At 38.3% G+C, this 24,283-nt stretch carries 25 protein-coding genes; 21 read left to right on the plus strand and 4 right to left on the minus strand.

Annotated features, from left to right (window positions below; all coding sequences use genetic code 11):
* Positions 1-107 precede the first annotated feature (107 nt).
* Together AC6CHJ_RS03430 and AC6CHJ_RS03435 are read left to right on the plus strand one after the other, a co-directional pair.
* Positions 108-1,571: a UDP-N-acetylmuramoyl-L-alanyl-D-glutamate--2,6-diaminopimelate ligase gene (locus tag AC6CHJ_RS03430; RefSeq protein ID WP_498287286.1), complete on the plus strand. Its 1,464-nt coding sequence runs from the start codon at positions 108-110 to the stop codon at positions 1,569-1,571.
* A gap of 150 nt (positions 1,572-1,721) precedes the next feature.
* Positions 1,722-2,168, plus strand: coding sequence for a YlbF/YmcA family competence regulator (locus AC6CHJ_RS03435; RefSeq protein ID WP_066785135.1), 447 nt, complete (start codon positions 1,722-1,724; stop codon positions 2,166-2,168).
* A 55-nt stretch (positions 2,169-2,223) separates the two neighbouring features.
* Here AC6CHJ_RS03435 and AC6CHJ_RS03440 read toward each other — a convergent pair whose 3' ends face one another.
* Positions 2,224-3,123, minus strand: a complete 900-nt coding sequence (locus AC6CHJ_RS03440) for a glycerophosphodiester phosphodiesterase family protein (RefSeq protein WP_066785138.1) — start codon at positions 3,121-3,123, stop codon at positions 2,224-2,226.
* A 315-nt stretch (positions 3,124-3,438) separates the two neighbouring features.
* Between AC6CHJ_RS03440 and AC6CHJ_RS03445 the strand changes: the two genes are divergently transcribed.
* On the plus strand, positions 3,439-3,711 hold the full coding sequence (locus AC6CHJ_RS03445) for a YlbG family protein (RefSeq protein ID WP_066785141.1): 273 nt from the start codon (positions 3,439-3,441) through the stop codon (positions 3,709-3,711).
* Between the two features lie 90 nt (positions 3,712-3,801).
* Here AC6CHJ_RS03445 and AC6CHJ_RS03450 read toward each other — a convergent pair whose 3' ends face one another.
* Positions 3,802-4,191, minus strand: coding sequence for a DUF7147 family protein (locus AC6CHJ_RS03450; protein WP_066785143.1), 390 nt, complete (start codon positions 4,189-4,191; stop codon positions 3,802-3,804).
* A gap of 51 nt (positions 4,192-4,242) precedes the next feature.
* Here AC6CHJ_RS03450 and AC6CHJ_RS03455 point away from each other — a divergent pair, with 51 nt between their 5' ends.
* The 3 genes from AC6CHJ_RS03455 to coaD are packed head-to-tail and all read left to right on the plus strand — an operon-like array spanning position 4,243 to position 6,734.
* On the plus strand, positions 4,243-5,655 hold the full coding sequence (locus AC6CHJ_RS03455; RefSeq protein WP_498287288.1) for a hypothetical protein: 1,413 nt from the start codon (positions 4,243-4,245) through the stop codon (positions 5,653-5,655).
* A 25-nt stretch (positions 5,656-5,680) separates the two neighbouring features.
* Positions 5,681-6,256 (plus strand): 16S rRNA (guanine(966)-N(2))-methyltransferase RsmD, encoded by a 576-nt coding sequence (gene rsmD / locus AC6CHJ_RS03460; protein WP_147194291.1) that lies wholly within the window; start codon positions 5,681-5,683, stop codon positions 6,254-6,256.
* On the plus strand, positions 6,246-6,734 hold the full coding sequence (coaD, locus tag AC6CHJ_RS03465) for a pantetheine-phosphate adenylyltransferase (RefSeq protein ID WP_147194288.1): 489 nt from the start codon (positions 6,246-6,248) through the stop codon (positions 6,732-6,734). The genes rsmD and coaD overlap by 11 nt, the downstream gene beginning before the upstream one ends.
* A 46-nt stretch (positions 6,735-6,780) precedes the next feature.
* Here the strand turns inward: coaD and AC6CHJ_RS03470 are convergent, their stop codons facing one another.
* Positions 6,781-7,521, minus strand: coding sequence for a hypothetical protein (locus AC6CHJ_RS03470; protein WP_147194285.1), 741 nt, complete (start codon positions 7,519-7,521; stop codon positions 6,781-6,783).
* Positions 7,522-7,775: 254 nt separating this feature from the next.
* Between AC6CHJ_RS03470 and AC6CHJ_RS03475 the strand changes: the two genes are divergently transcribed.
* Positions 7,776-8,825, plus strand: coding sequence for a SepM family pheromone-processing serine protease (locus AC6CHJ_RS03475; protein ID WP_244946637.1), 1,050 nt, complete (start codon positions 7,776-7,778; stop codon positions 8,823-8,825).
* Here the strand turns inward: AC6CHJ_RS03475 and AC6CHJ_RS03480 are convergent, their stop codons facing one another.
* A complete protein-coding gene (locus tag AC6CHJ_RS03480; RefSeq protein WP_498287290.1) occupies positions 8,826-10,025 on the minus strand; it encodes a nucleotidyltransferase in 1,200 nt (399 codons plus the stop codon). It lies immediately after the preceding gene.
* A gap of 125 nt (positions 10,026-10,150) precedes the next feature.
* Between AC6CHJ_RS03480 and AC6CHJ_RS03485 the strand changes: the two genes are divergently transcribed.
* The 14 genes from AC6CHJ_RS03485 to murD all read left to right on the plus strand — a co-directional run bounded on the left by AC6CHJ_RS03485 (position 10,151) and on the right by murD (position 24,277).
* On the plus strand, positions 10,151-10,684 hold the full coding sequence (locus AC6CHJ_RS03485; protein WP_498287292.1) for a YceD family protein: 534 nt from the start codon (positions 10,151-10,153) through the stop codon (positions 10,682-10,684).
* Between the two features lie 24 nt (positions 10,685-10,708).
* Positions 10,709-10,882: a 50S ribosomal protein L32 gene (gene rpmF / locus AC6CHJ_RS03490; RefSeq protein WP_066785166.1), complete on the plus strand. Its 174-nt coding sequence runs from the start codon at positions 10,709-10,711 to the stop codon at positions 10,880-10,882.
* Between the two features lie 179 nt (positions 10,883-11,061).
* Positions 11,062-11,823, plus strand: coding sequence for an enoyl-CoA hydratase/isomerase family protein (locus tag AC6CHJ_RS03495; protein WP_498287294.1), 762 nt, complete (start codon positions 11,062-11,064; stop codon positions 11,821-11,823).
* 53 nt (positions 11,824-11,876) lie between these two features.
* A complete protein-coding gene (locus tag AC6CHJ_RS03500; RefSeq protein ID WP_066785173.1) occupies positions 11,877-12,263 on the plus strand; it encodes a transcriptional regulator in 387 nt (128 codons plus the stop codon).
* Positions 12,264-12,347: 84 nt separating this feature from the next.
* A complete protein-coding gene (locus AC6CHJ_RS03505) occupies positions 12,348-13,247 on the plus strand; it encodes a ketopantoate reductase family protein (protein ID WP_498287296.1) in 900 nt (299 codons plus the stop codon).
* A 3-nt stretch (positions 13,248-13,250) separates the two neighbouring features.
* A complete protein-coding gene (locus AC6CHJ_RS03510) occupies positions 13,251-13,634 on the plus strand; it encodes a DUF3397 family protein (protein ID WP_249775642.1) in 384 nt (127 codons plus the stop codon).
* Between the two features lie 262 nt (positions 13,635-13,896).
* Complete coding sequence (gene bshC, locus AC6CHJ_RS03515; RefSeq protein WP_147194267.1) at positions 13,897-15,513, plus strand: bacillithiol biosynthesis cysteine-adding enzyme BshC; 1,617 nt, start codon at positions 13,897-13,899, stop codon at positions 15,511-15,513.
* A 311-nt stretch (positions 15,514-15,824) separates the two neighbouring features.
* Positions 15,825-16,256: a division/cell wall cluster transcriptional repressor MraZ gene (mraZ, locus tag AC6CHJ_RS03520; protein WP_066785184.1), complete on the plus strand. Its 432-nt coding sequence runs from the start codon at positions 15,825-15,827 to the stop codon at positions 16,254-16,256.
* A gap of 21 nt (positions 16,257-16,277) precedes the next feature.
* Complete coding sequence (gene rsmH, locus AC6CHJ_RS03525) at positions 16,278-17,216, plus strand: 16S rRNA (cytosine(1402)-N(4))-methyltransferase RsmH (RefSeq protein ID WP_249775643.1); 939 nt, start codon at positions 16,278-16,280, stop codon at positions 17,214-17,216.
* Positions 17,217-17,229: 13 nt separating this feature from the next.
* The gene (gene ftsL / locus AC6CHJ_RS03530) at positions 17,230-17,601 is read left to right on the plus strand and encodes a cell division protein FtsL (protein WP_066785194.1); all 372 of its coding nucleotides are present in this window, start codon (positions 17,230-17,232) and stop codon (positions 17,599-17,601) included.
* A gap of 32 nt (positions 17,602-17,633) precedes the next feature.
* Positions 17,634-19,757, plus strand: coding sequence for a penicillin-binding transpeptidase domain-containing protein (locus AC6CHJ_RS03535; protein ID WP_498287298.1), 2,124 nt, complete (start codon positions 17,634-17,636; stop codon positions 19,755-19,757).
* A 215-nt stretch (positions 19,758-19,972) separates the two neighbouring features.
* Complete coding sequence (locus AC6CHJ_RS03540) at positions 19,973-21,865, plus strand: stage V sporulation protein D (RefSeq protein ID WP_498288507.1); 1,893 nt, start codon at positions 19,973-19,975, stop codon at positions 21,863-21,865.
* Positions 21,866-21,941: 76 nt separating this feature from the next.
* Entirely contained in the window at positions 21,942-22,913 is a 972-nt protein-coding gene (gene mraY, locus AC6CHJ_RS03545) for a phospho-N-acetylmuramoyl-pentapeptide-transferase (RefSeq protein ID WP_066785199.1), read from the plus strand.
* Positions 22,913-24,277 (plus strand): UDP-N-acetylmuramoyl-L-alanine--D-glutamate ligase, encoded by a 1,365-nt coding sequence (gene murD / locus AC6CHJ_RS03550; protein ID WP_147194259.1) that lies wholly within the window; start codon positions 22,913-22,915, stop codon positions 24,275-24,277. Before mraY ends, murD begins: the two co-directional genes overlap by 1 nt.
* The last annotated feature ends 6 nt before the right edge of the window (positions 24,278-24,283 follow it).

The following is a 24,283-nucleotide window of genomic DNA, read 5'->3' on the forward strand; positions in this document are numbered from 1 at the left end:
CCTATCTCCTCGTGACATATTCAACATGTTTTTCATACGATAAAAGTAGTAGTGGGTGGTTATAGTAATGTATTCATTTCTTACTAAAAGGTGCAGGGGGAACATAGTTGATCTTGGCAGAGCTATTAAAAGAATGGCCTTGTGAATTGGAATGTGGATCCATTCGGACTGAGGTAAAAGGCATTACAGATCGAGCAAGTGATGTATTGCCAGGCGATGTGTTCGTTGCCCGTAAAGGGAAGAAGTATGATGGATGGGATTATATAGACCTTGCGATACAAAATGGGGCAGCAGCTATTATTCATAACAGATATGAGAGCAGTGTGGAATTTCCTTTACCCGTTATATGGGTCCCTAACTGTTCCACGTTTTTGTCCTATGCTAGCAAGAAGCTATACGGCCCATATGATGAAGAGCTGACAATTATTGCGGTTACCGGTACAAATGGAAAAACCACAGTGACCCATTTTATTGGCCAGCTGTTACAATCACTTGGCAATAAAGTGGCTGTTGTAGGAACTGTCGGTCTATTTATAAATGGAAAAAAGCAAACTGTTAGCCTTGAACCTTTAACTACTCCATTGGCAACAGAACTATATAGAATATTTGCTTATTGTGTAAGTCAAGGCGTGACCCATTTAGTTATGGAAGCTTCGTCTTTAGCTTTGTCGGAGCATAGATTAGATGACTGTAAAATCGATATCGGTGTGTATCTCAATGTAAGTCGCGACCATTATGAAGAACATGGTGGCGAAAAGTATTATTTAGCAGCTAAAAAGAGATTGTGCTTATTCTCGGAGCAAATTGTGGTGAATATAGATGATGAGTTTTGCAATCAATTGCGAATGGAGCATCCTGTTGTTAAAAGTTTTGGCAAGGGAATTTTAGCTGACTGTAGCATCATACATGAGGAAACCACCAGTAAAGGAATGCGGTTATTAATACAGGACTACGATATTCCCGTAGATATTAACTTGCCGTTTAAAGGAGAATATTTACAATATAATGTTCTAGCAGCTGTTGCAACCATTTCGGAGTTGGGTTTTTCCTTACAAGAAATTGCGCCGCATACCGAACGACTGACATTACCAAAAGGCAGGATGCAAGAATTAAATAATGACTTGGGGTATAGGATTTTTATTGATTACGCTCATACACCTAGCGCACTGAATGCGTTATTAGGCGCATTGCGAACACAGACTTCCGAAAGGTTAATTGTTGTATTTGGTTGCGGTGGTGACAGAGATAAAGGGAAAAGAGCAGAAATGGGAGCTGTTGCTGATCAATATGCTGATTTTATCATTCTAACTGATGACAATCCTCGTACTGAATCGTCTAGCATTATATTAAACAGTATTGCGCAAGGGATTGAGACGACAGACTATAGCATTCAACCAAATCGAAAGAAAGCTATACAACAAGCGCTAGCCATGTCAGGAAAGGGAGATCTAGTGATTATAGCAGGGAAGGGACATGAGGAAGGCCAAATAATAGGTTCTGATATACTACCTTTCTCTGATGAGCATGTAGTTAATGAATATCTGGAAAAGACTAAAAGTGCCAATGAATAACCTCCTGTTTACATGATAGAGAAGCTCTCCCTATACACTAAATAGAAGACCAGATGAACCACCTATACTAAATTCTACTGGATAGATTTGCAATCATATTAAACAAGTTGGGGAAAATCTGTTATCATAGGTGTATGGGGGGAAAAAACAATGATGATAACTTCCGATTGGGTAATGATTCTTGAAGAAGTAGAAGAATTGAATAAAATGATCCGTTCCTCCGAACAATTTGAAAATCTAAAAATGGCCCACCAAGCTGTCTATACAGACGCCGAGCTTGTGCGCCAAGTAGATGATTTCAACAGGATGAAGGATCAGTATGAGGATGTCCAACGATTTGGAAAATACCATCCGGATTACAAAATAATTATGAAGTCGATTCGCGTGAAAAAACGTGAACTTGACATAAACGATAAAATCTCTGCACTCCGTATAGCAGAAAATGAATACCAGGATCTGCTAGATGAGATTAGCTTGCTAGTTGGAAAAACGGTATCAGAAGCAGTAAAAGTATCTGTCAGCAATCCGTTTTTCGAAAAGTCATCTTGTTCAAGCGGAGGTTGTGGCTCTGGCGGTAGCTGCTCTTGTTCAGCATAATAAGGAGCCTGGTTATTTAAAAAGGATTCTACATCTTGTAGAATCCTTTTTTGTGTTATTTATTTATTGTTTTTAAAGCGATGTCGGGACGATCTGTTACTATTCCTCGAGCTCCGCTAGCGATTAACTCCTGCATAGCAGCAGCATTGTTGATTGTCCAATAATGGACAGGTATATTCAATTCATCTAAAAAATGAATAAAGTGTGCTGAATCAAGATTAATGATGCCATGTTTTACAGGAATTTGGAAGACATCTACCTTTGGATGATAGAGATGTCCAAATTGGCTAGTGAAAGAAGTGAAGGCTCTCCGTACTTCAGTTTGGCCAGCTCCTAATGCTACTTTGTTTTGAGCATACAGGTTGAAGCGGTCAATTTGCTCGTCATGGAAGCTCGTAACAACAACGCGGTCGGTGGCGTCTAGTTCTTCAAGCAAGCGCCATAGTTTTGAAGGCATTAGACCGCCTTCATATGTATCCGGCGCATCTTTCATATCAATATTAATATACATATGTGGAAACTCTGTCAATAGCTCACGCAACGTGACAATCGGCTCAAAGTCTTCCCGGTAAGACAAATAGCCGTCTAAATTTACGAAATGATACCCAAAATTAAATTTGCGCAATTCTTCTAATGTAAAAGAGGCAACTCGTCCAGATCCATTGCTGGTACGGTCAATCGTTTCATCATGTGTCACAACAATCTCTTCGTCCTTTGTAAGACGAATATCAATCTCAAAGCCGTCTACACCTAAATTGTTAGCATTGCGAAATGCAGCCATAGTATGTTCAGGAGCTAAATGTGATCCTCCACGATGTGCTAAGATAACAGGGCGATTATACTCCAATGCGTGTTTACTAGCTCGTTTTCCTGGTTTGGATAAAGCCTTAGAGCCTGCCCATGCTGCAGCACTTGCAGCAGCAATTGCAACCGCCACTTTTGTTTTCTTTCCCATTATAATCCTCCTATCTGAATTGCCGGTTAAGTAAATTACTTTACCCCTATTGCTTGCAAGTAATAGCCCGATTGGCCATTTCAGTTAATTATGCTTTTTTCTAGTTGAGACAGTCGGGTTCATACTGTTTATAGCCAAGGTAATAAGTCTTAATTATAGACAGTAGGAAGGGTTTAACACTCAGAGCGCTAAATAAAATATTCTGAGTGAAGTTTTCCTTTATTATAACGGATGCCTTCTAATCTGTCAGTATCCTTGGTTGCTTCCATTTTCAAAGATATGGTATTCTTTAAGGTAAGAAATGAGGGAATGCGTATGAAAGACCGACAAGGCTTAATCGTCTATGTACATCATTTAAAACAAGCGAAAACAATGCGTCGATACGGCCATGTTCATTATATTTCTAGAAGGCTTAAATATGTTGTTTTGTATTGCGACCAAGACGAAGTCGATAGCCTTATAATGAAACTAAAACGGCTCCCTTATGTGAAGGAAGTCCTGCCTTCTTATCGTCCTTTTGTTTCGACAGAATATGAAAATGCGAAACCAGATAAAGCAAAAGAATACGATTATAAAATAGGCCTATGATTGCTAGAATAAGTACAATTAGTGAAAAAAACTGTTTCTAAATAAACCTTTGTGTTCCTCTGACGATATAAAGAAAAGAAAGTAGAATGACTAGTGTAATGATGGGATATAGTGATAAAGACGCAATATGCCAATTAAGTATTGGTAGTAAAGATCTTTCTCAGCATAGATAGAAGAATGTTTTACATCTAATGTAATAAGTAGCTGATCTAAGCTATTTACTGTCTCCTTGAAGATTTCTAGACGCTTTGAAGGTTTTTCTGCTGAATATGGGATTCCTTCCCGGCAGATATATATCGGAGTAAATTTGCTTTCTCCGACAGGGTTAAATACGGCCGCAATAGAAGCTACCTTTTTTTCTCCTTCTGTTGCAGTGAATATAATAGTACGGCTGATGCGATGTTTATTTGTTTTCATTAATTCGCATAGCTCGTATACATCGCCGTAACCTTCTCCTAGCTCTATAAATTGTTGAATCATACTATACACTTCCTTTCTATCACATAGTATCACGATTTGGGGGATTCGCATATGAAATTAGCAGCTGGTTTATTTTCCATACTGCTATTTATAAATGGAATAATGTTGACTTTTCAATACCATGTTTATTCCAATCAATTAACGGAAGAAGATAAGGCGTTTTATTACGATCAGGATATTGAAGTTGTCTATCATAAAAATAAATTTACCATTCGTCATCATTTAAATTCTTTACCGGAAAGCCAGGTGAGATTGAACTGGCCTGCTAAAAGCGTTAAAAAAGAGTGTGGGAATAAACAGACGGAGAAGTGCAACCGTTTAAATAAGACAAAGACCAGCCTAAATAAAGGTAAAACGAAGGAACAAACCTTTGTATATACGATTCCTGCACCAAGCGAGGGAAAATTGTCTGGTAGAGTGATCAAAAACATTTTCTTGTCATTAAATTTAGGAAAACCAGTACATACAACGATCCATATTACAGATAAAAAGCATTCTGGCGGACAGTGGATTACTGGATTGCCTGAAGTGAAGAGTAAAAATTTAAAGCTTATTCAATATAGTATGTTTAGTGGGAATGGACCTGTTACATCGCTATATTGGCAAAAGGCTAAAATGAAAGAGTTATTTACAAATGATCAAGTTACACTTTATGGCAATGGACATGCTTCTGACAACCTGGCACAAGCCCTCAAGGGGTTGGATATAGAAGGGTTCGAGCATGTGGCAATCATAGAAAGCAAGAAGTATAAAAAATCAGGGGATCGAATCCTCTTTACCTCTGAATTAAATAAAAAAACGCTGACGGAAAAATATATCTTATCGCAAATGAATCAAAAATATAACTTTGATATGCTTCCTAATTGGGGGCCGGCAGTTGTAGCTTCTTTCCTGACCGAACGTCGGGTAGGCTCTCCAAAAGCTTCTAAAATGGTCGCTACATTAAAAGATTATATGAATGAACAGCAGCTCAAAGACTGGAAGACAAGCTTAGAGGATCTACAGGGGAAAAAGATAACGGCTGGATTGCTTGATGATAAGCTGTCCTCATCACTAGAATTGAAAACATCCTTTTTCAAAATGAATGCACAAAATGGAAATAAGGTAGCGCCGCTCTTGTTTGAAGACAAACGGCCAATCTATTTAAATGGTTTGCAACAAAAAAATATGCAAGTTATATTAAAAGATGGACGTATCCTTTATTCGGTAAAACCACTATTAAATAAACTGGGCTATTCGACTAAAATAGGTGTACATGGTTTTTACGCACAGAGTAAGGAGCGCAATTTTAGGTTCCCTATGGATGAGCCGTTCTATGTATATAATGAACATCGCTATGATTTACTTTCACAGCCGATTGTAAAGTACGGCAGTGACTATTATATTGAAGAAGCTTGGCTTGTAAGGCTATTTATAGTGGATATTGAAAAATCGGAGAAACAAATAAATATTAAACGCCAGTAAACGGTGGTAAAAGGTTTGGTGCAAAGTGAGAATAATTTCAGGTGAGCGAAAAGGGATGGCTCTTAAAGCTGTTAATGGCATGACAACCCGTCCGACAACAGACAAAGTAAAAGAATCGTTATTTAACATTATTGGCCCTTATTTTAGTGGTGGTACTGTTTTGGATCTGTTTGCAGGAAGCGGAGGTCTAGGTCTTGAAGCTTTAAGCCGGGGAATGGAACACGGAATCTTTATTGAAAAGGACAGTCGCGCATTCCAAAATTTGAAAGAGAATATTTCTAAGTGCCGTTATGAAAATTGTACAGAAGTTTACCGGAATGACGCTTTGCGAGCAATAAAATTGCTCATTAAAAATAAAGTACAGGCAGATTTGATTTTTTTAGATCCTCCTTACAAAAAGCAGCAGTATTACAATATGGTTGAAGACATCGTTGCAAATCAAATGATACACGAGGATGGGACCATCGTGTGCGAACACGATAGGGAAGTCGATTTGCCGGCGGTATTTTTAGACTTTCACAAAGTACGAGAAGAGGAATATGGCAGTACTATCATTTCAATTTATCGTTTTGTAGAGGAAGAAGGGGATTATATTGGGTAAAATTGCTGTAGTACCAGGAAGCTTTGATCCAATCACAAATGGACATTTAGATATTGTTAAGCGTGCTGCGGATATTTTTGATATTGTGTATGTAGCGGTGATGAATAATTCAAGCAAAAATCCATTATTTAATGTTTACGAAAGAATGGATTTGATTAGGGAAGTCACAAAAGATATTCCCAATGTTCGGATTGATTCGTCCTCAGGCTTATTAATAGATTATGCGAAATCAGTCAAAGCAGATGCAATTGTACGTGGGCTTCGCGCCATTTCAGATTTTGAATATGAAATGCAAATTACTTCAATGAACCGTTTTTTGGATGAACATATTGAAACATTCTTTATCATGACCCAAAACAAATATTCCTTCTTAAGCTCAAGCATTGTAAAGGAAGTCAGTAAATATGGAGGCAATATCCATGAACTTGTCCCACCGATTGTTGAAGAAGCTTTAAAGGGAAAGTTTGAAGAAAGATAAAAGACAAGGCTACTGCCATTATGAATGGTGGAGGCCTTGTCTTTTCTTACATAAAAATAATCCAATATAAGAGCGGTACAACCAATGTTTGAAGTACCCGTGCGGAAATATAAGGTTTCAACGATATTTTGGCTTCTCTTGCTAAAACAGCAACTTGCATATGGATGCTAAGTCCTTGCATTGTTAGTATCGTTATGACGATTAATGGAAGCCAGCTTGAATGGCCATAGAAATCTTCCGATGCTGCTAAACCAGATGTCATTTCAAGAATGCTATAAAGTGATAACATGACGCCCTTTGGCAAAGAATCAACAAAGTTTTCTAAAGTTTGTGTGAAAACATAACTGAGGGTCGTGAAAAATATAACGGTCGCAGCAACGAGTAGAACCGTAGGCAAGCTACTCTTAATACTCTCAATTAGAGGATTGCCAGTATCTTTTGGTTTTGGCGGAAGGTTCGTAGGTGGAACCGTTTTTCGGAAAACAAGAATAAAAATGACTAGCATGATTATATTAACAAAATGGAACAGTCCAAGCATTTGCCATCCGCTTATGGGGTTTCTTAATATTTCCATGCCGACAAAACCGACGACAAAAAGAGGGCTTGGTGCATGGCAAATGGCTAATAGATAACGAGCCTCTTTTTGTGTCAGCTGTTGTTGCTGATATAAAAAGCCAGTCGTCGCTGCGCCTGTTGGGAAACCGCCTAAAGCACCCAAACAATATAATTGTACGTAAAAACGCCATTTAGATCCCTGTGGTATACTAGAAATATTCGTTAAACGCAAAAGCCATTGCGTCAAAATCAAATAAGGGAGTAGATAAGGGAATAAGTTATCTACAAAAATTTTAATCCCTAAATCAGCACCTTCATGGGCTAGTTCGGGTTGCAAGAGCAATAAAAAAATAAAAAGCCAGCATATTGCGATATTGCTGTAGTGTAGTAAGATTTACATCATCCAATCATGTAATATATTTTTTATAAAACTGCACAGAAGTTCTCGTCCTTTTATCAATTGGACATTATCTAGGAGGTTCCTCAATGAGTGTGAAAAAATTTTTGATTGTCATTGCATTAGCAGCAATCATTATAGTGGGATTTGTATATCCGCTGCCTTATTATATTATGCAGCCGGGAGGAGCATATGATTTAGATCAGTATGTAAAAGTAGACAATGCAGATCAAAAAGGCAAAGGGAAATTAAATATGATGACAGTATCTATGGCTGTTGCTACGCCTTTTACATATGCTGCTGCGTATGCAGACGATGAAAAGGATATTTTAAAAGAAGATGAGGTCAGAAGTCCAAACGAGAGCGATAAGGATTATAATAATCGTCAAATTAAACTTATGACAGATTCTCAGTTTAATGCAAAGTATATTGCGTTTAAAAAAACAGGATTAGATTATAAAATTGTCTATAATGGCGTCTATGTCTATTATGTTGTGAAGAACGGAGCGGCAGATGGGATATTAGAGACAGCGGATGAGGTAACTGGCATTGACCGTTTGAAAATTCATAAACATCAGCAGCTGGTTGATTACTTAACAACAAAGAAATCAGGCGATACTGTAACTATTAAGATCAAGCGTGATGGAAAGAACATGAAGAAAAAGGTGGTATTGAAGGCTATTCCAGGTACGAAAGGAAAAGTAGGTCTTGGTATCACATTTGCAGATAATACTTCTATCAAGACAGACCCTGAAGTGAAAATTCAAGCAGAGGATATTGGCGGGCCATCAGCTGGTTTAATGTTTACCCTCGAAATCATCGATCAATTGACAAAAGGCGATTTAACAAAGGGCTATAATATTGCAGGAACAGGTGAAATGCTAGCGACTGGCGATGTTGGTCGGATTGGCGGCATTGAGAAGAAGGTGATTGCTGCAGATGATGCAGGCGTTGAAATCTTCTTTGCGCCAAATGATACATTGCCAGAGGTTGTGAAGAAGAAATATCCCGATATTCTGCCAAATTATCAGGAAGCACTAAAACAAGCCAAAAAAATAGGTACGAAAATGAAAATCGTACCTGTAAAGAATGTGAATGATGCTCTTGATTACTTGGAAAAATTGCCGGAGAAAAAATGATTAAATACGAATGGGCGGGATGCGATAATCCAAGCCCATTTTATTTTTGCCAAGTCCAAGCATATATAGATCTGTTGCCTTTATATCTTGAAGTAGCATTGGTTCTTTGGAACTTGCGGCTCTGCTGATTAAAGGTAACGACATGCTTTTTTTTCGTTCGGATAAATATTTCTGACCGTTTTGGTTCATACCAAGGATACGGATATAACGAGGTGTGTCCATGCTTTTCAACTGCGACCATGTAAAATTCGTAAAAATATGTGTGAGCATTCGTTGAATTCTGGTCCATGTATAGCGTTTCGATTTAACTTTTTTCATAAAGCTTGTAAAATCCGTACATTCTTTTGCAGCTTCCAGCAACAAAAATTCAATTCCTTCTGTCACTTCTGCGTATTCTTTTAGTTCCCCAGGTGTTAAACGTAATAATGTGAAGCGCAAATATGGCCAAAAGTACGTCCAGCTTGCAAATGGCTGGTTTCCCTGACTCCATTCACTCAAAAGATCAAATGAAGCAGAAGGCAAGAAGCCAGATACATGCTCAATAGCCTGTTGTTCATGAATCGCTTGTCGAATCCCCGTCGCACTTGCAATGGTGGTACCTTCTTGGACGGGATCATGGTAGCCTGCCTGCTTGCGAAGAATAGTAGTCGGTTTTAAAGCTGTTTGAAATTTCCGTGCAGCTTCTATGTAATGGTAGCCGAGTATGTTATTTGGTTGAGACAAATCCACAAACTGCGCATTACTATCAGGGATAAGTGTTTGATAGGCTTTATTTAGCGCAGAAGGATAGCTTAAGCCGCTTTTAACAAATTCCTGTATAAATTGTTGGAAAGACGCGTTCTGCTCTTCTAAAAGCGTATACGTGTTTAAAAAAGGATCTATGCTTCCTTGTTCGCTACCAAAACATAAGTAATCGCATTGCAGAGCATCGAGAAGCAGTACGCCACCCTTTGCAAAGTCACTTGCTTGGGCGGTAGCAAATGCATAAGGCAGTTCAATTACGAGATCAGCCCCATTTGCAATCGCCATCCTCGTTCTTGTCCATTTATCGACAAAAGCCGGTTCTCCGCGCTGCAAAAAATGGCCACTCATTACAGCAATGATAAGATCTGCGTCTGTAAGTTCTCGCGATTGTTTGATATGATAGAGATGTCCGTTATGAAATGGGTTATATTCAACAATTACGCCAGTTGCAATCAAGTCTTCACCCCGTTTATACTTAGTACTATGATTATACGAGTAGTTTAGCCTAGTGACAAGAAAATATCTTGACATCTATAAATGAGCATTATATAATCAACTTTGTTGTTTAGAGGTGATAATGTATGAAATGGGCAATCCCACAACTATCTAAATATCGCCAAAGCGGGATGCCAATTGACGAAACTGTACAATTGGAAGGCATTATGCGTCGCAATACGGATATACGCCATATAACTCCTGTCCACGTAGAAGGCTTTTGCACTTTTGGTGCGAGCCAAATGAACTGTCATTTTCATTTGACAGGCACGCTTACACTTCCTTGTTCACGCACATGGGAAGATGTCGAATTTCCTTTTGACATTGAATCAGATGAAGTCTTTAGCTGGTCTGATTATGCCGCTACAGATGAGCATGATAATGTTCATCCTGTAAAAGGGGAAATAATCGATGTTGATCCAGTATTAGAAGAACTAATTTTATTAGAGATTCCTATACAAGTGTTCAAAGAAGATGCCGAAAACCCAAAATCCAAAAATAATGACGCTTGGTCTTATTTAACAGAGGAAGAGTTTTTAAGTCAAAAAGAAAAAGACGCCCAAAAAACGGATCCAAGACTGGCTGCTTTAGCTAAGTATTTTGATCAAACAGACGAATAACCGATCTGTAAGGAGGTGCCATCAATGGCTGTACCATTTAGAAGAACTTCTAAAACTGCGAAACGTCAACGTCGCACACACTTTAAACTAGCTGTACCAGGTATGGTTGCTTGCCCAAGCTGCGGTGAACTTAAATTGTCTCACCATGTATGTAAAGCATGCGGAACATACAAAGGTAAAGAAGTAGTAAGCAAATAATTCAGTATTTGCTTTAAAGGAGACTTTCTAGAGAGACCATGGCTCTTTAGTCAGACTTAAATGCAGTTTTAACACAACGGAAAACCCTTATTTAAGGGTTTTCTTTTTTTTATATTTTTTCGTCTCTTATTCTAGTTATGGTAAGATGATAGCAATTCTGAATAAAGGGGATATGAAGGATGGACTTTATCATTGCAGAGCAAGAGGGAATAATGACATTTACGATTAATCGGCCAGAGAGGCGAAATGCGATAAATTATGCGGTAATGGAAGGTTTGAAAGAAGCAATAGAGTATATACATAATCATGAAACAGTTCGAGCATTTGTTATTACGGGAACTGGTGATCAAGCCTTCTGTTCAGGCGGGGATTTAGCAGAATTTCATCACTTGATTACAGAAGAAGAGGCTTATAGCATGCTCAGTAAGATGGCGGAAATACTATATGATTTAGCTACATTACCTATACCAACCATTGCATTAATCAATGGAGTTGCGGTTGGGGGAGGATGCGAGATAGCGGCTGCATGCGACTTCCGCTTAGTTAAGAAAGGAGCACGCTGCGGTTTTATTCAAGGTACATTAGGGATTACCACAGGATGGGGTGGTGGTACATATTTATTGGAGAGAGGCCTACAGCAGGAGAAAGCATTAAAAATGCTATTAGAGGCTAGGCTATATAATGCAGAGCAACTGTTTGCATTGGGCTTTGCGCAATATATCTTTGAAGGTGAAAAGAATGAGGCTATTAAAGATTTCATAGCAGATATGGAAAAGATTCATCCGAGTGTTCATAAAGCATATAAAGAAATTTTGATTCGCAAATGGAATAGTCAGCATCTCAAGGAAAGAGTTATGGAAGAAGTAAGAACATGTGCGAAGCTATGGGAAAGCGAAGCACATCATCAAGCTGTTAAACAATTTCTATCAAAAACGAAATAACTTCTAAACTTCAAAAACTCGCATATAGTAATAAAAAATGCGAGGTGATTCGTATGGAAGTGAAAAAAAGAAAAGATCAATGGTTACAGCAAGATGATGATAGGTTAGCGAACATTATATTACAGGCTGTGAGTGAAGGAAGATCACAATTAGCTGGATTTCAAGAAGCGGCAGAAGCATTAGGACGAACAAAACAAGCCTGCGGGTTTAGATGGAATAAAACACTACGCAAGGTTTATGAAAAAGAACTAGAAAATGCAAAATCTCAGCCAAAACAAATGATGAGAACACATTTAAAGCAAGCTTTAACTAGTTTTGATCAATTATCAGAAGCTTACTATGAATTAAAAGAAAAGCATGAGCAATTGCAGCATGATCATGTAGAAGTGCTCCAGTGGCTCGAAACAGGGTCTAAATTCTTAAAAAAAGGAAACATCTAGGCGATGTTTCCTTTTTTGCTTTGTAACAGTATAATAGCAATGGTATAGTAACCGATCTAGAGCGGAGAATGAAGAGGTGTCGAAATGGATTTCGTAATAGTGGGAGGAGGAGCCATAGGACTAGTCTTAGCAAGTAAGCTTTTTGAACATGGGCACAATGTAGAAGTGCTGGTACATTCTAAAGAGCAGTGTAAGGCAATCCAATCTGGCGGCGGTTTAACATTTATTAACGATGTTGGCGAAGAAAAGACTCTTCCAATAAGTGTTACCACTAACCCGCAGAACTTAAATAAGAAAGCAATCTGGATTCTGGCTGTTAAATATCATCACTTACAAGACATGCAGCTGCTTTTTGATGAGCTACCAGAAGAAACAATCCTATTATTTATCCAAAATGGAATTAAACATATAGAATTTGCTCGTGATTTAAAACAAAAGAATATATTAATGGGAACCATTGAATTTGGAGCAGAGAAAGTAAATAGCAACAAAGTGATTCATCGTGGCATTGGTATCTTTAATATTGCCAATTTTAAAGGTGAAGTATGGAATAACGAAAAGTGTCAGCGTCTAACAGCAATCGATTTACCTATTTCTTTTTCTGAAAATTATTTAGAAATGTTGTTGCGCAAAACAATTGTCAATTGCCTAATTAATACGCTAACAACACTTTTAGAAGTTCCCAATGGTGATCTGATTCGCCTACCATCTCATCATAGAATATTAAAAGAGCTGTATTTTGAAATAGTCTCAGCATTTCCAGAACAAAAAAACATGTTGCCATTTAGTAATATAGAACAAATCTGCAAAAATACCTCTCAGAATACTTCATCTATGCTTGCAGATTATCGCCATGGCAGAAAAATGGAGATAGACACAATTGTTGGAGGAGTTATGGTGTTAGCAAAAGAAAGAGGGCATGATTTGCCTATGCTCAAAACACTCTATCTCTTGTTGCTAGCTCTGGAAGGAAAGGAGGAATAAAATGTGATAGCACTTTTATCTTTGATTGCGTATCCATTCATTCTTTTTCCTTTTTTCCTATTCTTGTTTGTCTACTTCTTTTTTAAGAAACTTTTCAAAAAGTCGAATGCTTTTAGTAAGGCAGCAGACGCAACAACTTTACTGTTGTTCTTCTCCATTCCTGCCCTTACTAAACTAATATGGCATTTTGATTTGGGCTTTATCGTCATTATACTCGGGATTTTTATTGCGATGATCCTAACTATAGTAGAATGGATAAAAAGCAAAGAAATTGATTTAATAAAGCTATTTCGTAAAATCTGGCGGTTAATGTTTTTGATTTTAACCTTTGCATACATAGGTATATGTTTAGCCGCTATTATTCAAAAAGTTATTGAGCTATATTAACTCAAGCACGTTTTAACGATTTTAAAATGCGAAGAATAGACTTTGTTTAGCACGAATAAGCTGTATAAAATTAAAACAAACGATGAAAAGCACCTTATGGTTAACTGAACATAAAGTGCTTCTTTTTTATTTTTAAAGCCTAATCAATTACAAAAAATTGTTATTTCGTTCTTACGTTTGTGAGTGAGCGTATTTTTTTGTTAACAGGTGTTTAAATGATATACTTCAATATAGCTAACCATTATAGAGGAGTTTACAAAATATGAAATTGGAACAAGTTGAGATTCCTATAACGAATCCTTTACTAAAAGATTATACCGAAGAAAAGTCATCCATTCTTCCCTTTTTTCATTATGCAAATAGAGATGATTCCTTTTCGAAACGACTAGAGGATATACAAAACCACCCTGTAAGAAGACAACAATTGGCTGCAATTGTTCGTGACTATATGAAACCGTTTGGCGTTTCAGAGAAGGCAGAAGAACATTTAAAAGAATTAGAAGACCAAGCAGTAGTGGTGATAGGTGGCCAGCAGGCTGGCTTACTCACAGGGCCCATGTATTCTGTACATAAAGCATTATCGGTTATTCTGCTTGCAAAAGAACAAAGAAGAAAGCTTGGATTGCCTGTTGTACCTGTATTTTGGATTGCTGGCGAGGACCATGACATTGACGAAATTAATCATACCTTTACAGCGATTAATGGCAGACTAGAAAAGCATATCTATAGAAGCAATTCAAAAAAGAAATTAATGGCTTCTACAACAGTATTAGATACAGAAGAAGTACGTTCATTTATCCAAGAGACATTCAAGCAATATGGCGAGACAGCGTATACTGAAAAGCTTCTGAAGCAAATCGACCAATTTTTGGTAGAAAGCAAAACGTATACGGATTTCTTTACAGCTCTTATGAACTGGCTGTTTAAAGAAGAAGGGCTCTTGTTTGTTGATGCTGCGGATCCTAAATTGCGTGCTTATGAGTCTCCTTATTTTGAAAAATTGATTAAGCATACAGAGCAAATTGCAGATGTCGTCACTCAGCGGGAAGCGGATTTTGCAGAGCTTGGCTATGGGACTCCGATTGGTGCAACAAAGGATGCAGCCAATTTATTTTATGTGCGAGATGGCGAGCGATTCTTATTAGAACACCATAATGGCAAATTTATAAACCATATAGCAAATGTCCAATTTAGTAAAAATGATATGCTAGAAATCGCTAATGAGCACCCTGAACAATTGAGCAATAATGTAGTGACTAGACCATTAATGCAGGATATGGTATTTCCTGTACTTGCATTTATTGGAGGGCCTGGTGAGTTGGCCTACTGGGCTACATTAAAGGATGCTTTCGCGTTGTTAGACATGAAAGTGCCTGTTTTTGTGCCTCGTTTAAACGTTTCAATTATAGATAGACAGGTACAACATGTATTAGGAGAGTTAGATTTGTCTGTTGCGGATGCCTTGGCAGGTAAAGCAACTTTGCTAAAAGGAGCCTATGAAGCGGATGTATATGATGTAAGCGCTAAAGAGATGATTGACCAAACAATGGACTTATTACGCGAACAATATGATGGACTGCTAGAACACATGCGCAAAAATGATATACAGCTAGAAAAATTAGCAGAGAAAAACCTGTCTATACATCAACAACAATTAGACTTTTTAAATAAGAAGATTGAACGAGAAATCCTACTTCAACATGATGTAGAATTAAGAAGATATCGATTAGTAGAAGATCGCCTATTACCAGGAGGCGGCCTACAGGAGAGAACATTTAATCCCTTCTTATTTATGAATGAATATGGCGAAAGCTTTATTCAAGATCTGATGGGATTACCATTTTCATTTAACAGCAAACACAAAGCTGTATTTTTATAGAACAATATGCTCAGGTAGATTCGACAAAAGGCATGGGGAGATACGTCTCAATGCCTTTTGTCTTTTTAATTTGCAAGAAATATAAAGCTTTTGGTTTGAATATGGACCAAGATGTCTATTTAAGAAGGGGCAACAACCATAAAATCCCGATAACGCGCATACATTAGCTCATTTACGTTTAAAATGTTGAGGCATACATAATAGCAAGGACAATTTTCATATTTTTTATGTTTGCCATTAATTTGTCTATGAATTAGTGGTGGAAAGTGGGGGAATGTGGTACTCTATTTTCATATAGTGGGGTGAGTATCATGTTCATGGGAGAATACCAACATAACATTGATCCAAAAGGCCGCTTAATTATCCCAGCAAAGTTTCGAGAGTATTTTAAAGACGGTTTTGTCATCACTCGAGGCTTAGACCAATGTTTATTTGGTTATCCAATGGATGAATGGGAAAAGCTAGAGGATAAATTAAAGAAATTGCCGCTAACGAAAAAAGATGCTCGAGCGTTTACGCGCTTCTTCTTTTCTGGAGCGACAGAAGTGGATATTGATAAACAAGGCCGTATCAACATACCCATGAACTTGCTATCGCATGCCCGCATTGAAAAAGAATGTGTTATTCTTGGCGTGTCCAATCGCATTGAGATTTGGGCGCAACAGGCATGGCAAGATTACTTTGCTGAGTCTGAAGATTCCTTTAATGAAATTGCTGAGAATATGATTGATTTTGATTTATAACAACCAAGAGGAGGATTTCAGTTGTTCAATCATACGACCGTATTACTGAAAGAAACCGTTGATGGATTGAACATCCGTCCGGACGGGATTTATGTGGATTGCACCTTAGGAGGAGCAGGACACAGTGAGTACCTTGTTAGCCAATTATCTGGTAAAGGACGCCTCATCTGTTTTGACCAAGATTTAGCTGCAATTGAAAATGCAAAGATTCGTCTAGCACCATACTTAGACAGAGTGACATTCATACATGCAAATTTTCGTTATTTGCAAGAGGAGTTAGCTAATTTAGGGATCTCTAAAGTCGATGGCATTCTATATGATTTAGGTGTTTCATCACCTCAGCTTGATCAGGCTGAACGTGGTTTCAGCTATCATCAAGATGCACCACTTGACATGCGGATGGATACAACAGCTTCTCTTTCTGCATATGAAGTGGTGAATGAATGGGATTATAGTGATTTAGTTAGGATTTTTTACCGTTATGGAGAAGAGAAGTTTTCTAAGCAAATTGCTCGCAAAATAGAAGAGGCACGAAAAAATGAGCCAATCAAAACAACTGGTGAATTGGTTGATCTCATTAAAGAGGGGATACCGGCAGCTGCAAGACGTAAAGGTGGACATCCTGCGAAGAGAATTTTCCAGGCCATTCGCATTGCAGTGAATGATGAGCTTGGTGCAGCGGAAGATTCCCTGCAACAGGCGATTGAAACCATTACTGTCGGTGGAAGAGTCAGCGTGATTACATTCCACTCACTCGAGGACAGGCTTTGCAAAACCATATTTAAAGAGGTGTCTTCTTTGCCAGATTTACCTCCAGGTTTGCCAGTTGTTCCCGCCCATATGGAGCCAGCCATCAAGCTTGTTACTAAAAAACCGATTGTGCCTTCAACGGAAGAGCTAGAAGCAAACAATCGCGCACGTTCAGCCAAACTGCGGATAATTGAAAGAGTAAAAGACTAAAGGAGTTGATTATATGGGATTGCCACAACAAAGAGAACATCATACGTATATAAAACAACCAGTAGCACCCGAACAGCATATTCCAAAGACTGTCACTAAACCGCGTAAATCAAGAATCACCAAGCTAGAAAAAATTCTAATGCTTGTAATGACTGCTACAATTGCTTTTATTGCTGTAGGGAATTTGAATGTCCAGTCTTCTATCAACAGCACAACAGTCGATATTCAAAAAACAGAAGCTGATATAGTAGAAGTGAAAAAGCAAAACTCAGAATTGTCTATGGAAATAAGTGAACTTTCAACATATGATCGTATTTGGAAAAAAGCAAACGCTTTAGGCCTAAAATTGAACGAAAAAAACATGAAAGTAGCGTCAGGACAATGAAAAAGAACAAATTTCAATGGGGAGCCTCCACGATGCTTATCATCTACGGGCTTCTATTTTTTTTAATGTTTTTTAGAATATTCTATATCCAAGTCACTGGGCAAGTAGAAGGGCAGCAATTAGCCGCAAAAGCAGCTGCCAGATATGAAAAGAAAAAAACAATTACAGCAGACAGAGGAAACATATTAGACCGAAACGGTAAAATTATTGCAGAGGATGCAGTGACGTATCGCCTTGCAGCTACTGTTAACCCGGATGCATCAAAAGGTTCAAAAAAACCTATCCATGTGGTGGATCCAAGAAGAACAGCTGCAGTATTAGCAAAATATATACCGATGGATGAAGAAGAAATTTACGAAAGACTGCTCAAAAAGTATAATGCAAACCACGAGCCTTTATGGCAAGTTGAGTTTGGAAATGCAGGTAGTAATATTAACCATGCTACCATGCAAAAAATTCAAAAAGAACATTTACCGGGTATTATTTTGATGGAAGACAAAAAACGCTTCTATCCAAATGGTGTATTCGCATCGAATTTAGTAGGGTTTGCGCGAAAAGAAGATAACGAAAAAGCTCCTGTTGGAAAAATGGGTTTAGAATCCATTTATAATAAAGAGCTTTCTGGTGTTGATGGAAATGTACAATATAAGAGTGACTTATTTGGCTATTTACTGCCGAATAGTAAAAAAATGATCCAACCAGCTAAAGATGGTGAGAATGTTTATTTAACCATTGATCGGACAATCCAAAACTTTCTAGAAGCTTCAATGACGAAGGTTTATGAAAAATATAAACCTGAATCTATGATGGCTGTAGTTGCCAATCCTAAAACTGGAGAAATTCTGGCTGTATCACAGCGGCCTACCTTTAATCCTCAGACAGGGGCAGGTCTAAATAATAGTTGGATTAACTCATTAACTGAAACAACCTTGGAACCAGGCTCAACGATGAAGACGTTCACTCTTGCTACTGCTATAGAAGAAGGAAAATGGAATCCAAATGATAAATTCCAATCAGGCCAATACAAGGTATATGATCGTACAATTCGAGATGCCAACCAAGTTGGATGGGGAACAATTACATATCTAGAGGGTATTCAGCGTTCTTCCAACGTCGGAATGGCAAACTTGCTCAAAAAGATTGGAGATAAGACCTTTATCAACTATCTAGGGAAATTTGGATTCGGGCAAAAAACAGGAATAGATTTGCCAAATGAAGCAACAGGTAAAATATTGGATGAATACCCGATTAACCGAGTAACAACAACCTATGGACAAGGTTCTACCGTGACACCGATTCAGCTCATCCAAGGACTTACCGCTATTGCGAATAATGGTAAAATGATGCAACCTTATGTGATTAACAAAATCGTCGATCCAAACACGGGGAAAGTAATCCAACAGCATGAGCCAGTAGTGAAGGGTAAGCCGATTTCAGCTGCCACCGCTAAAAAAGTAAGAGATACATTAGGGACGACTGTTACGTCCAAAAAAGGTACTGCTCAGAATTTTGCAAGCAAAGAATATGAGGTTTCAGGAAAAACAGGGACAGCTCAGATTCCAAGACCCTCTGGCGGCTATTACTGGGGGAAGAATAGTTTCCTTTATTCTTTCTTAGGCATGGCGCCGAAGAAAAATCCGAAACTAATTATGTATATTGCTATCAAAAAACCGCAATTAGGTATGACAGAAGTTGGTTCTGAGCCAACTTCAGAAGTATTCAATACAGTCATGGGCAGTAGCTTAAAATATTTAAATATAAAACCTTCCAAAATGAAGACTGAAAAACCTGTAATCGTTGGCCAATATGTAGGGGGTAGCAGCAAAACAGCATCCAAAGAGTTAAAATCTCAAGGTATGGAGCCTGTTCAAATTGGCGGAGACGGTGAAGTATTGGAACAATACCCGCAGGAAGGAAGCAGTTTACTAGGTAAAAATCATGTATTCCTTAAAACGGATGGCAACAACATTAAAATTCCAAACTTCAAAGGTTGGTCATTGCGAGATATATTGGCTTATCAATCAATATCCGGAATTAAAATTCATACAAGTGGAGATGGATTTGGTGCAAAACAAAGCATCAAGCCAGGAACTATTTATGAGGGAAATGCGAAATTAACTGTAACATTGAAAAAACCAGAAGATGAATATAATTAAGTCGTAGAAAGCCCATTTAATAAGGGAGAAATGGTTCGCTAGCATTTGTTTAATGCTAAAGAGTCGAGGTTTACACACTTCGATTCTTTCACAACCGTTTCTTTACGGAACAATGTGAAATGAACAAAGATAAGCATAGTCACCTTTTTGCAATCATATCTTACATGTAAAAAGGTGTGATTTGTCGAACTATGTGGGTTACTAAACAAGCAAGCATGAGATTGAAAATTGTCGTACTGATTTTTTTCTGCTTAGGTGCAATGTTAATCGGAAAATTGATTGTGGTCCAGTTTATCCAGCATGATTTTTTAACCAAAAAAGCAGAAGAAAATTGGGACAGGGAAGTGCCGATGAAAAGTCTGCGGGGCAATATCACTGACCGCAACGGTAAGCTGTTGGTCGGGAACAAGCTGGCGCCTACATTATACTTTATGCCTGCACAAAATAAAGAACCTGATAAAGTAGCAGAGCAATTAGCTCCTATACTAGGTACGAGTAAAGAGGCTTTAGAGAAAAAGCTGAATAAGAAAGACTTTATTGTTAAACTGGCGCCAGAAGGAAAGAACATTTCCAATGAGGTAGCGGAAGCTATTCAAAAATTACAAATCCCTGGCGTCTATACGGGTCTTGATTATATGCGCGACTATCCATATGGTGTATTGCTGTCAAGGTTATTAGGATTTACAGGCAGCGATATGCAGGGGCTGGCAGGACTTGAATATCAGTATAATGACTTGTTGTTAGGGAAAGAGTCAGCCATTCGATTATTTACTGATGCAAAGGGAGCAAACCTACCGCATGTAGAGGATGGATGGAAAAAGGGACAGGACGGTGCCACTTTAGAATTAACGGTTGATGTTGGTGTCCAAAAAGTGATTGAAAGAGAACTAGCGCAGGCGATGAAGAAATATAATGCAGATCAAGCAATTGGTGTTGCAATGAATCCAAATACAGGCGAAATTTTGGGATTAGCTTCATTCCCAACGTATAACCCGGCAGAATATTTGAAAGTGGATCAAAGTATCTACAATCGTAATTTGCCTGTATGGATGACATATGAACCGGGTTCAACATTCAAAATCATTACATTAAGTGCAGCACTGAATGAAAATGCAGTCAAATTAGAAAATGAAAGTTTCTTTGATCCAGGCTACGCCAATGTAGAAGGAGCAAAGCTACGTTGCTGGAAACGCTCCGGTCATGGTAGTGAAACATTCTTGCAAGTTGTGGAAAATTCATGTAACCCAGGGTTTATTGAATTGGGAAGACGAGTGGGCCCGACTAAATTGCAAAAGTATATCCGTGACTTTGGTTTTGGCCAAGTTACAGGCTCTAACATGGCTGGAGAGTCGACAGGCATTTTATTCTCACCTAAAAATTATGGTCCTGTAGAGCATGCTACCACGTCATTTGGTCAAGGAATTTCGGTAACGCCAATTCAACAAGTGCAAGCAGTCGCAGCAGCTGTGAACGGTGGAAAATTAATGACCCCATATATCGTAAAAAGAATTGTGAACGGAGAAAATGGAGAAGTCCTAAAAACATACGAACCGACCAAAAAGAACCAGGTGATACGAAAAGAAACAAGCGCAAAGGTTAGAGCTGCATTAGAATCTGTGGTTGCAAACGGTTCAGGTAGAGGCGCTTACCGTGATCAGCTTCGAATCGGCGGGAAAACAGGAACTGCACAGAAAGCTGAAAATGGACGCTATAAAGATGGAGAGTATATTGTATCATTTGTCGGGTTTGCACCAGCAGATGATCCGGAAGTAGTTGTCTATGTAGCGATTGATAATCCGAAGCAGGGACCTCAGTTTGGGGGCGTCATTGCTGCGCCGGTCGTAGGTCAAATTATTGAAGATATCCATCCAATTGTTGGAATTAAAAATCGTAAAAAGCAGATTGAAAAGCCATATCGTTGGGGAGATGTGGAAAAGGTGCGCGTTCCAGACTTAGTGGGCCAAAGCAAAAAAGAAATTACAGGTATGCTTTATCCATTCCGTATAGAATGGCATGGGGAGGGAGAGAAGATTGTTTCTCAACTACCTGAAGCAGATGCACAAATAGTAAAAGATGGGACTATTCACGTTTATTTAGAAAAAGAATAATCTTAGTCTTTAAAAATGAAACTGAAACTACTATGATAGTACATGTACTAAAGAAGTTTAGAAGGAGAATTTTTTCATGTCAATCGCAACAATGCTAATTATTTTAGCAATTTCTTTTGTTATCTCGGTCATATTAGGCCCTATTATTATTCCCATGTTAAGACGATTTAAATTTGGCCAAAGCATCCGTGAAGAAGGCCCTAAATCACATATGAAAAAGGCGGGTACGCCGACGATGGGAGGCGTCATTTTCCTATTATCTATTATTGCGACTACCCTTATCATTAGCCTTATAAAAGGCGAGTTCACCTCACAATCCATTATATTAATTATTGTTTTAATAGGTTTTGGGGTGATCGGATTTTTAGATGATGGCTTAAAAATCATCTTTAAACGTAATTTGGGATTAACCTCTTTACAGAAGTTGATTGGCCAAATCGTTATTTCTGTAGCAGCTTATTTCTTGATGAGATTAGGTACCTTCCATAATACAATTCAAATACCGTTTACTGACTATGCAATCCATTTAGGAGCAATCTATGTATTATTCCTGATTTTCTGGCTTGTTGGTTTCTCAAACGCAGTGAACCTGACAGACGGATTGGATGGTTTAGTATCTGGCACAGCATCTATTGCTTTTGCTGCTTACGGAGTATTGGCGCTCTTGAATGACCAATTAGATATTGCTATTTTCGCGTTTGCTGTAGTAGGAGCTCTATTAGGTTTCTTACTATTCAACGCAAATCCGGCAAAAGTGTTTATGGGAGATACAGGCTCGCTGGCACTGGGTGGAGCTTTAGCTATGCTCTCCATCCTTGTTGGCCAAGAGCTTCTTCTATTGATCATCGGGATTATTTTTGTCTTAGAAACATTGTCTGTTATCTTACAGGTAGCAAGCTTTAAATTAACAGGTAAACGAATTTTTAAAATGAGTCCACTACATCACCATTTTGAGCTATCAGGCTGGTCGGAATGGCGTATTGTCCTAACGTTTTGGTTAACAGCATTAGTGGCGGCATTGCTCGCAGTGGTTCCGGAGGTATTGTAATGAAACAACTATCTATGATGGAACATAAGAAAGTTCTAGTATTAGGTTTGGCTAAAAGTGGGGTGGCTGCTGCAGAATTGCTTCATAAAATGGGCGCTTTTGTAACAGTCAACGATGCCAAACCATTCGAAGAAAATATAGAAGCTCAAAAGCTCCTTCAACAAGGAATTACTGTTATTTGTGGTCATCACCCGGGAAATTTATTGGATGAAGGCTTTGAATATGTGATTAAAAATCCAGGTATTCCGTATAACAATATTATTGTAGAGGATGCTATAAAACGTGGTATTCCAGTTTGGACAGAGGTTGAGCTTGCTTATTTAATCAGCGAAGCACCCTTTATTGGTATTACCGGTTCAAACGGAAAAACGACTACAACCACCTTGCTATATGAAATTTTACAACAAGGCGGTTTAAAGCCATTAATTGCTGGCAATATAGGTACAGTGGCTTGCACAGTAGCTGAAAGTGCAGAAGCTGATCAAGTTATAGTCACGGAGCTTTCATCATTTCAGTTAATGGGTATTGAAACTTTTAAACCCAAAATTGCGATTTGGACTAATTTATACGAAGCACATATTGACTACCATGGCACCATGAAAGAATATGGTGAAGCGAAATTCAACATTACGCGAAATCAGGATAGTAGCGATTATTTGATTTATAATGCCGACCAAGAAATTGTAGCTTCCTATGCAGAAAAATCTAATGCGAAATTGATTCCTTTTACAACAAAAGCAATAAGCAAAGAGGGCATTAGCGCTGACGAAGATATGATTTATTGGGAGGGTGCACCAATTTTAAAACGTGACACAATTGCATTACCTGGTGCGCATAATTTAGAAAATGTCCTCGCAGCAGTAGCAGCAGCTATTTTGATGGATTGTCCAAAAGAGAATATGGCATCTGTCCTATCTTCATTTGCCGGTGTAAGACATCGTACACAGTTTGTCCGCGAATGGAGAAAGAGAAAAATTTATAATGATTCTAAGGCGACGAATACCTTAGCTACCCGAAGTGCTCTTGCTGCGTTCAACCAACCGATTGTTCTACTTGCGGGCGGATTAGACCGTGGTCACTCCTTTGAAGAACTTCGACCTGTCATGGCAAATGTTCATGCTACAGTTGTATTCGGTCAAACCGCAGAGCGTTTTGCAGATTTTGCGAAAAGTTGCGGTGTTGAAAGCATTGTATATGCAACGGATATCCAGAAGGCTGTCCCTAAGGCAGCTCAGTTGTCTAATGAAGGGGATGTGATTCTTCTATCACCTGCTTGTGCAAGTTGGGACCAGTATCCAAACTTTGAAACTAGAGGAGATTTATTTATCCAATCTGTCATGGAATTAGACGAATATAAAGACTAACAATAG

The organism is Rummeliibacillus sp. GQ308 (assembly GCF_059759115.1).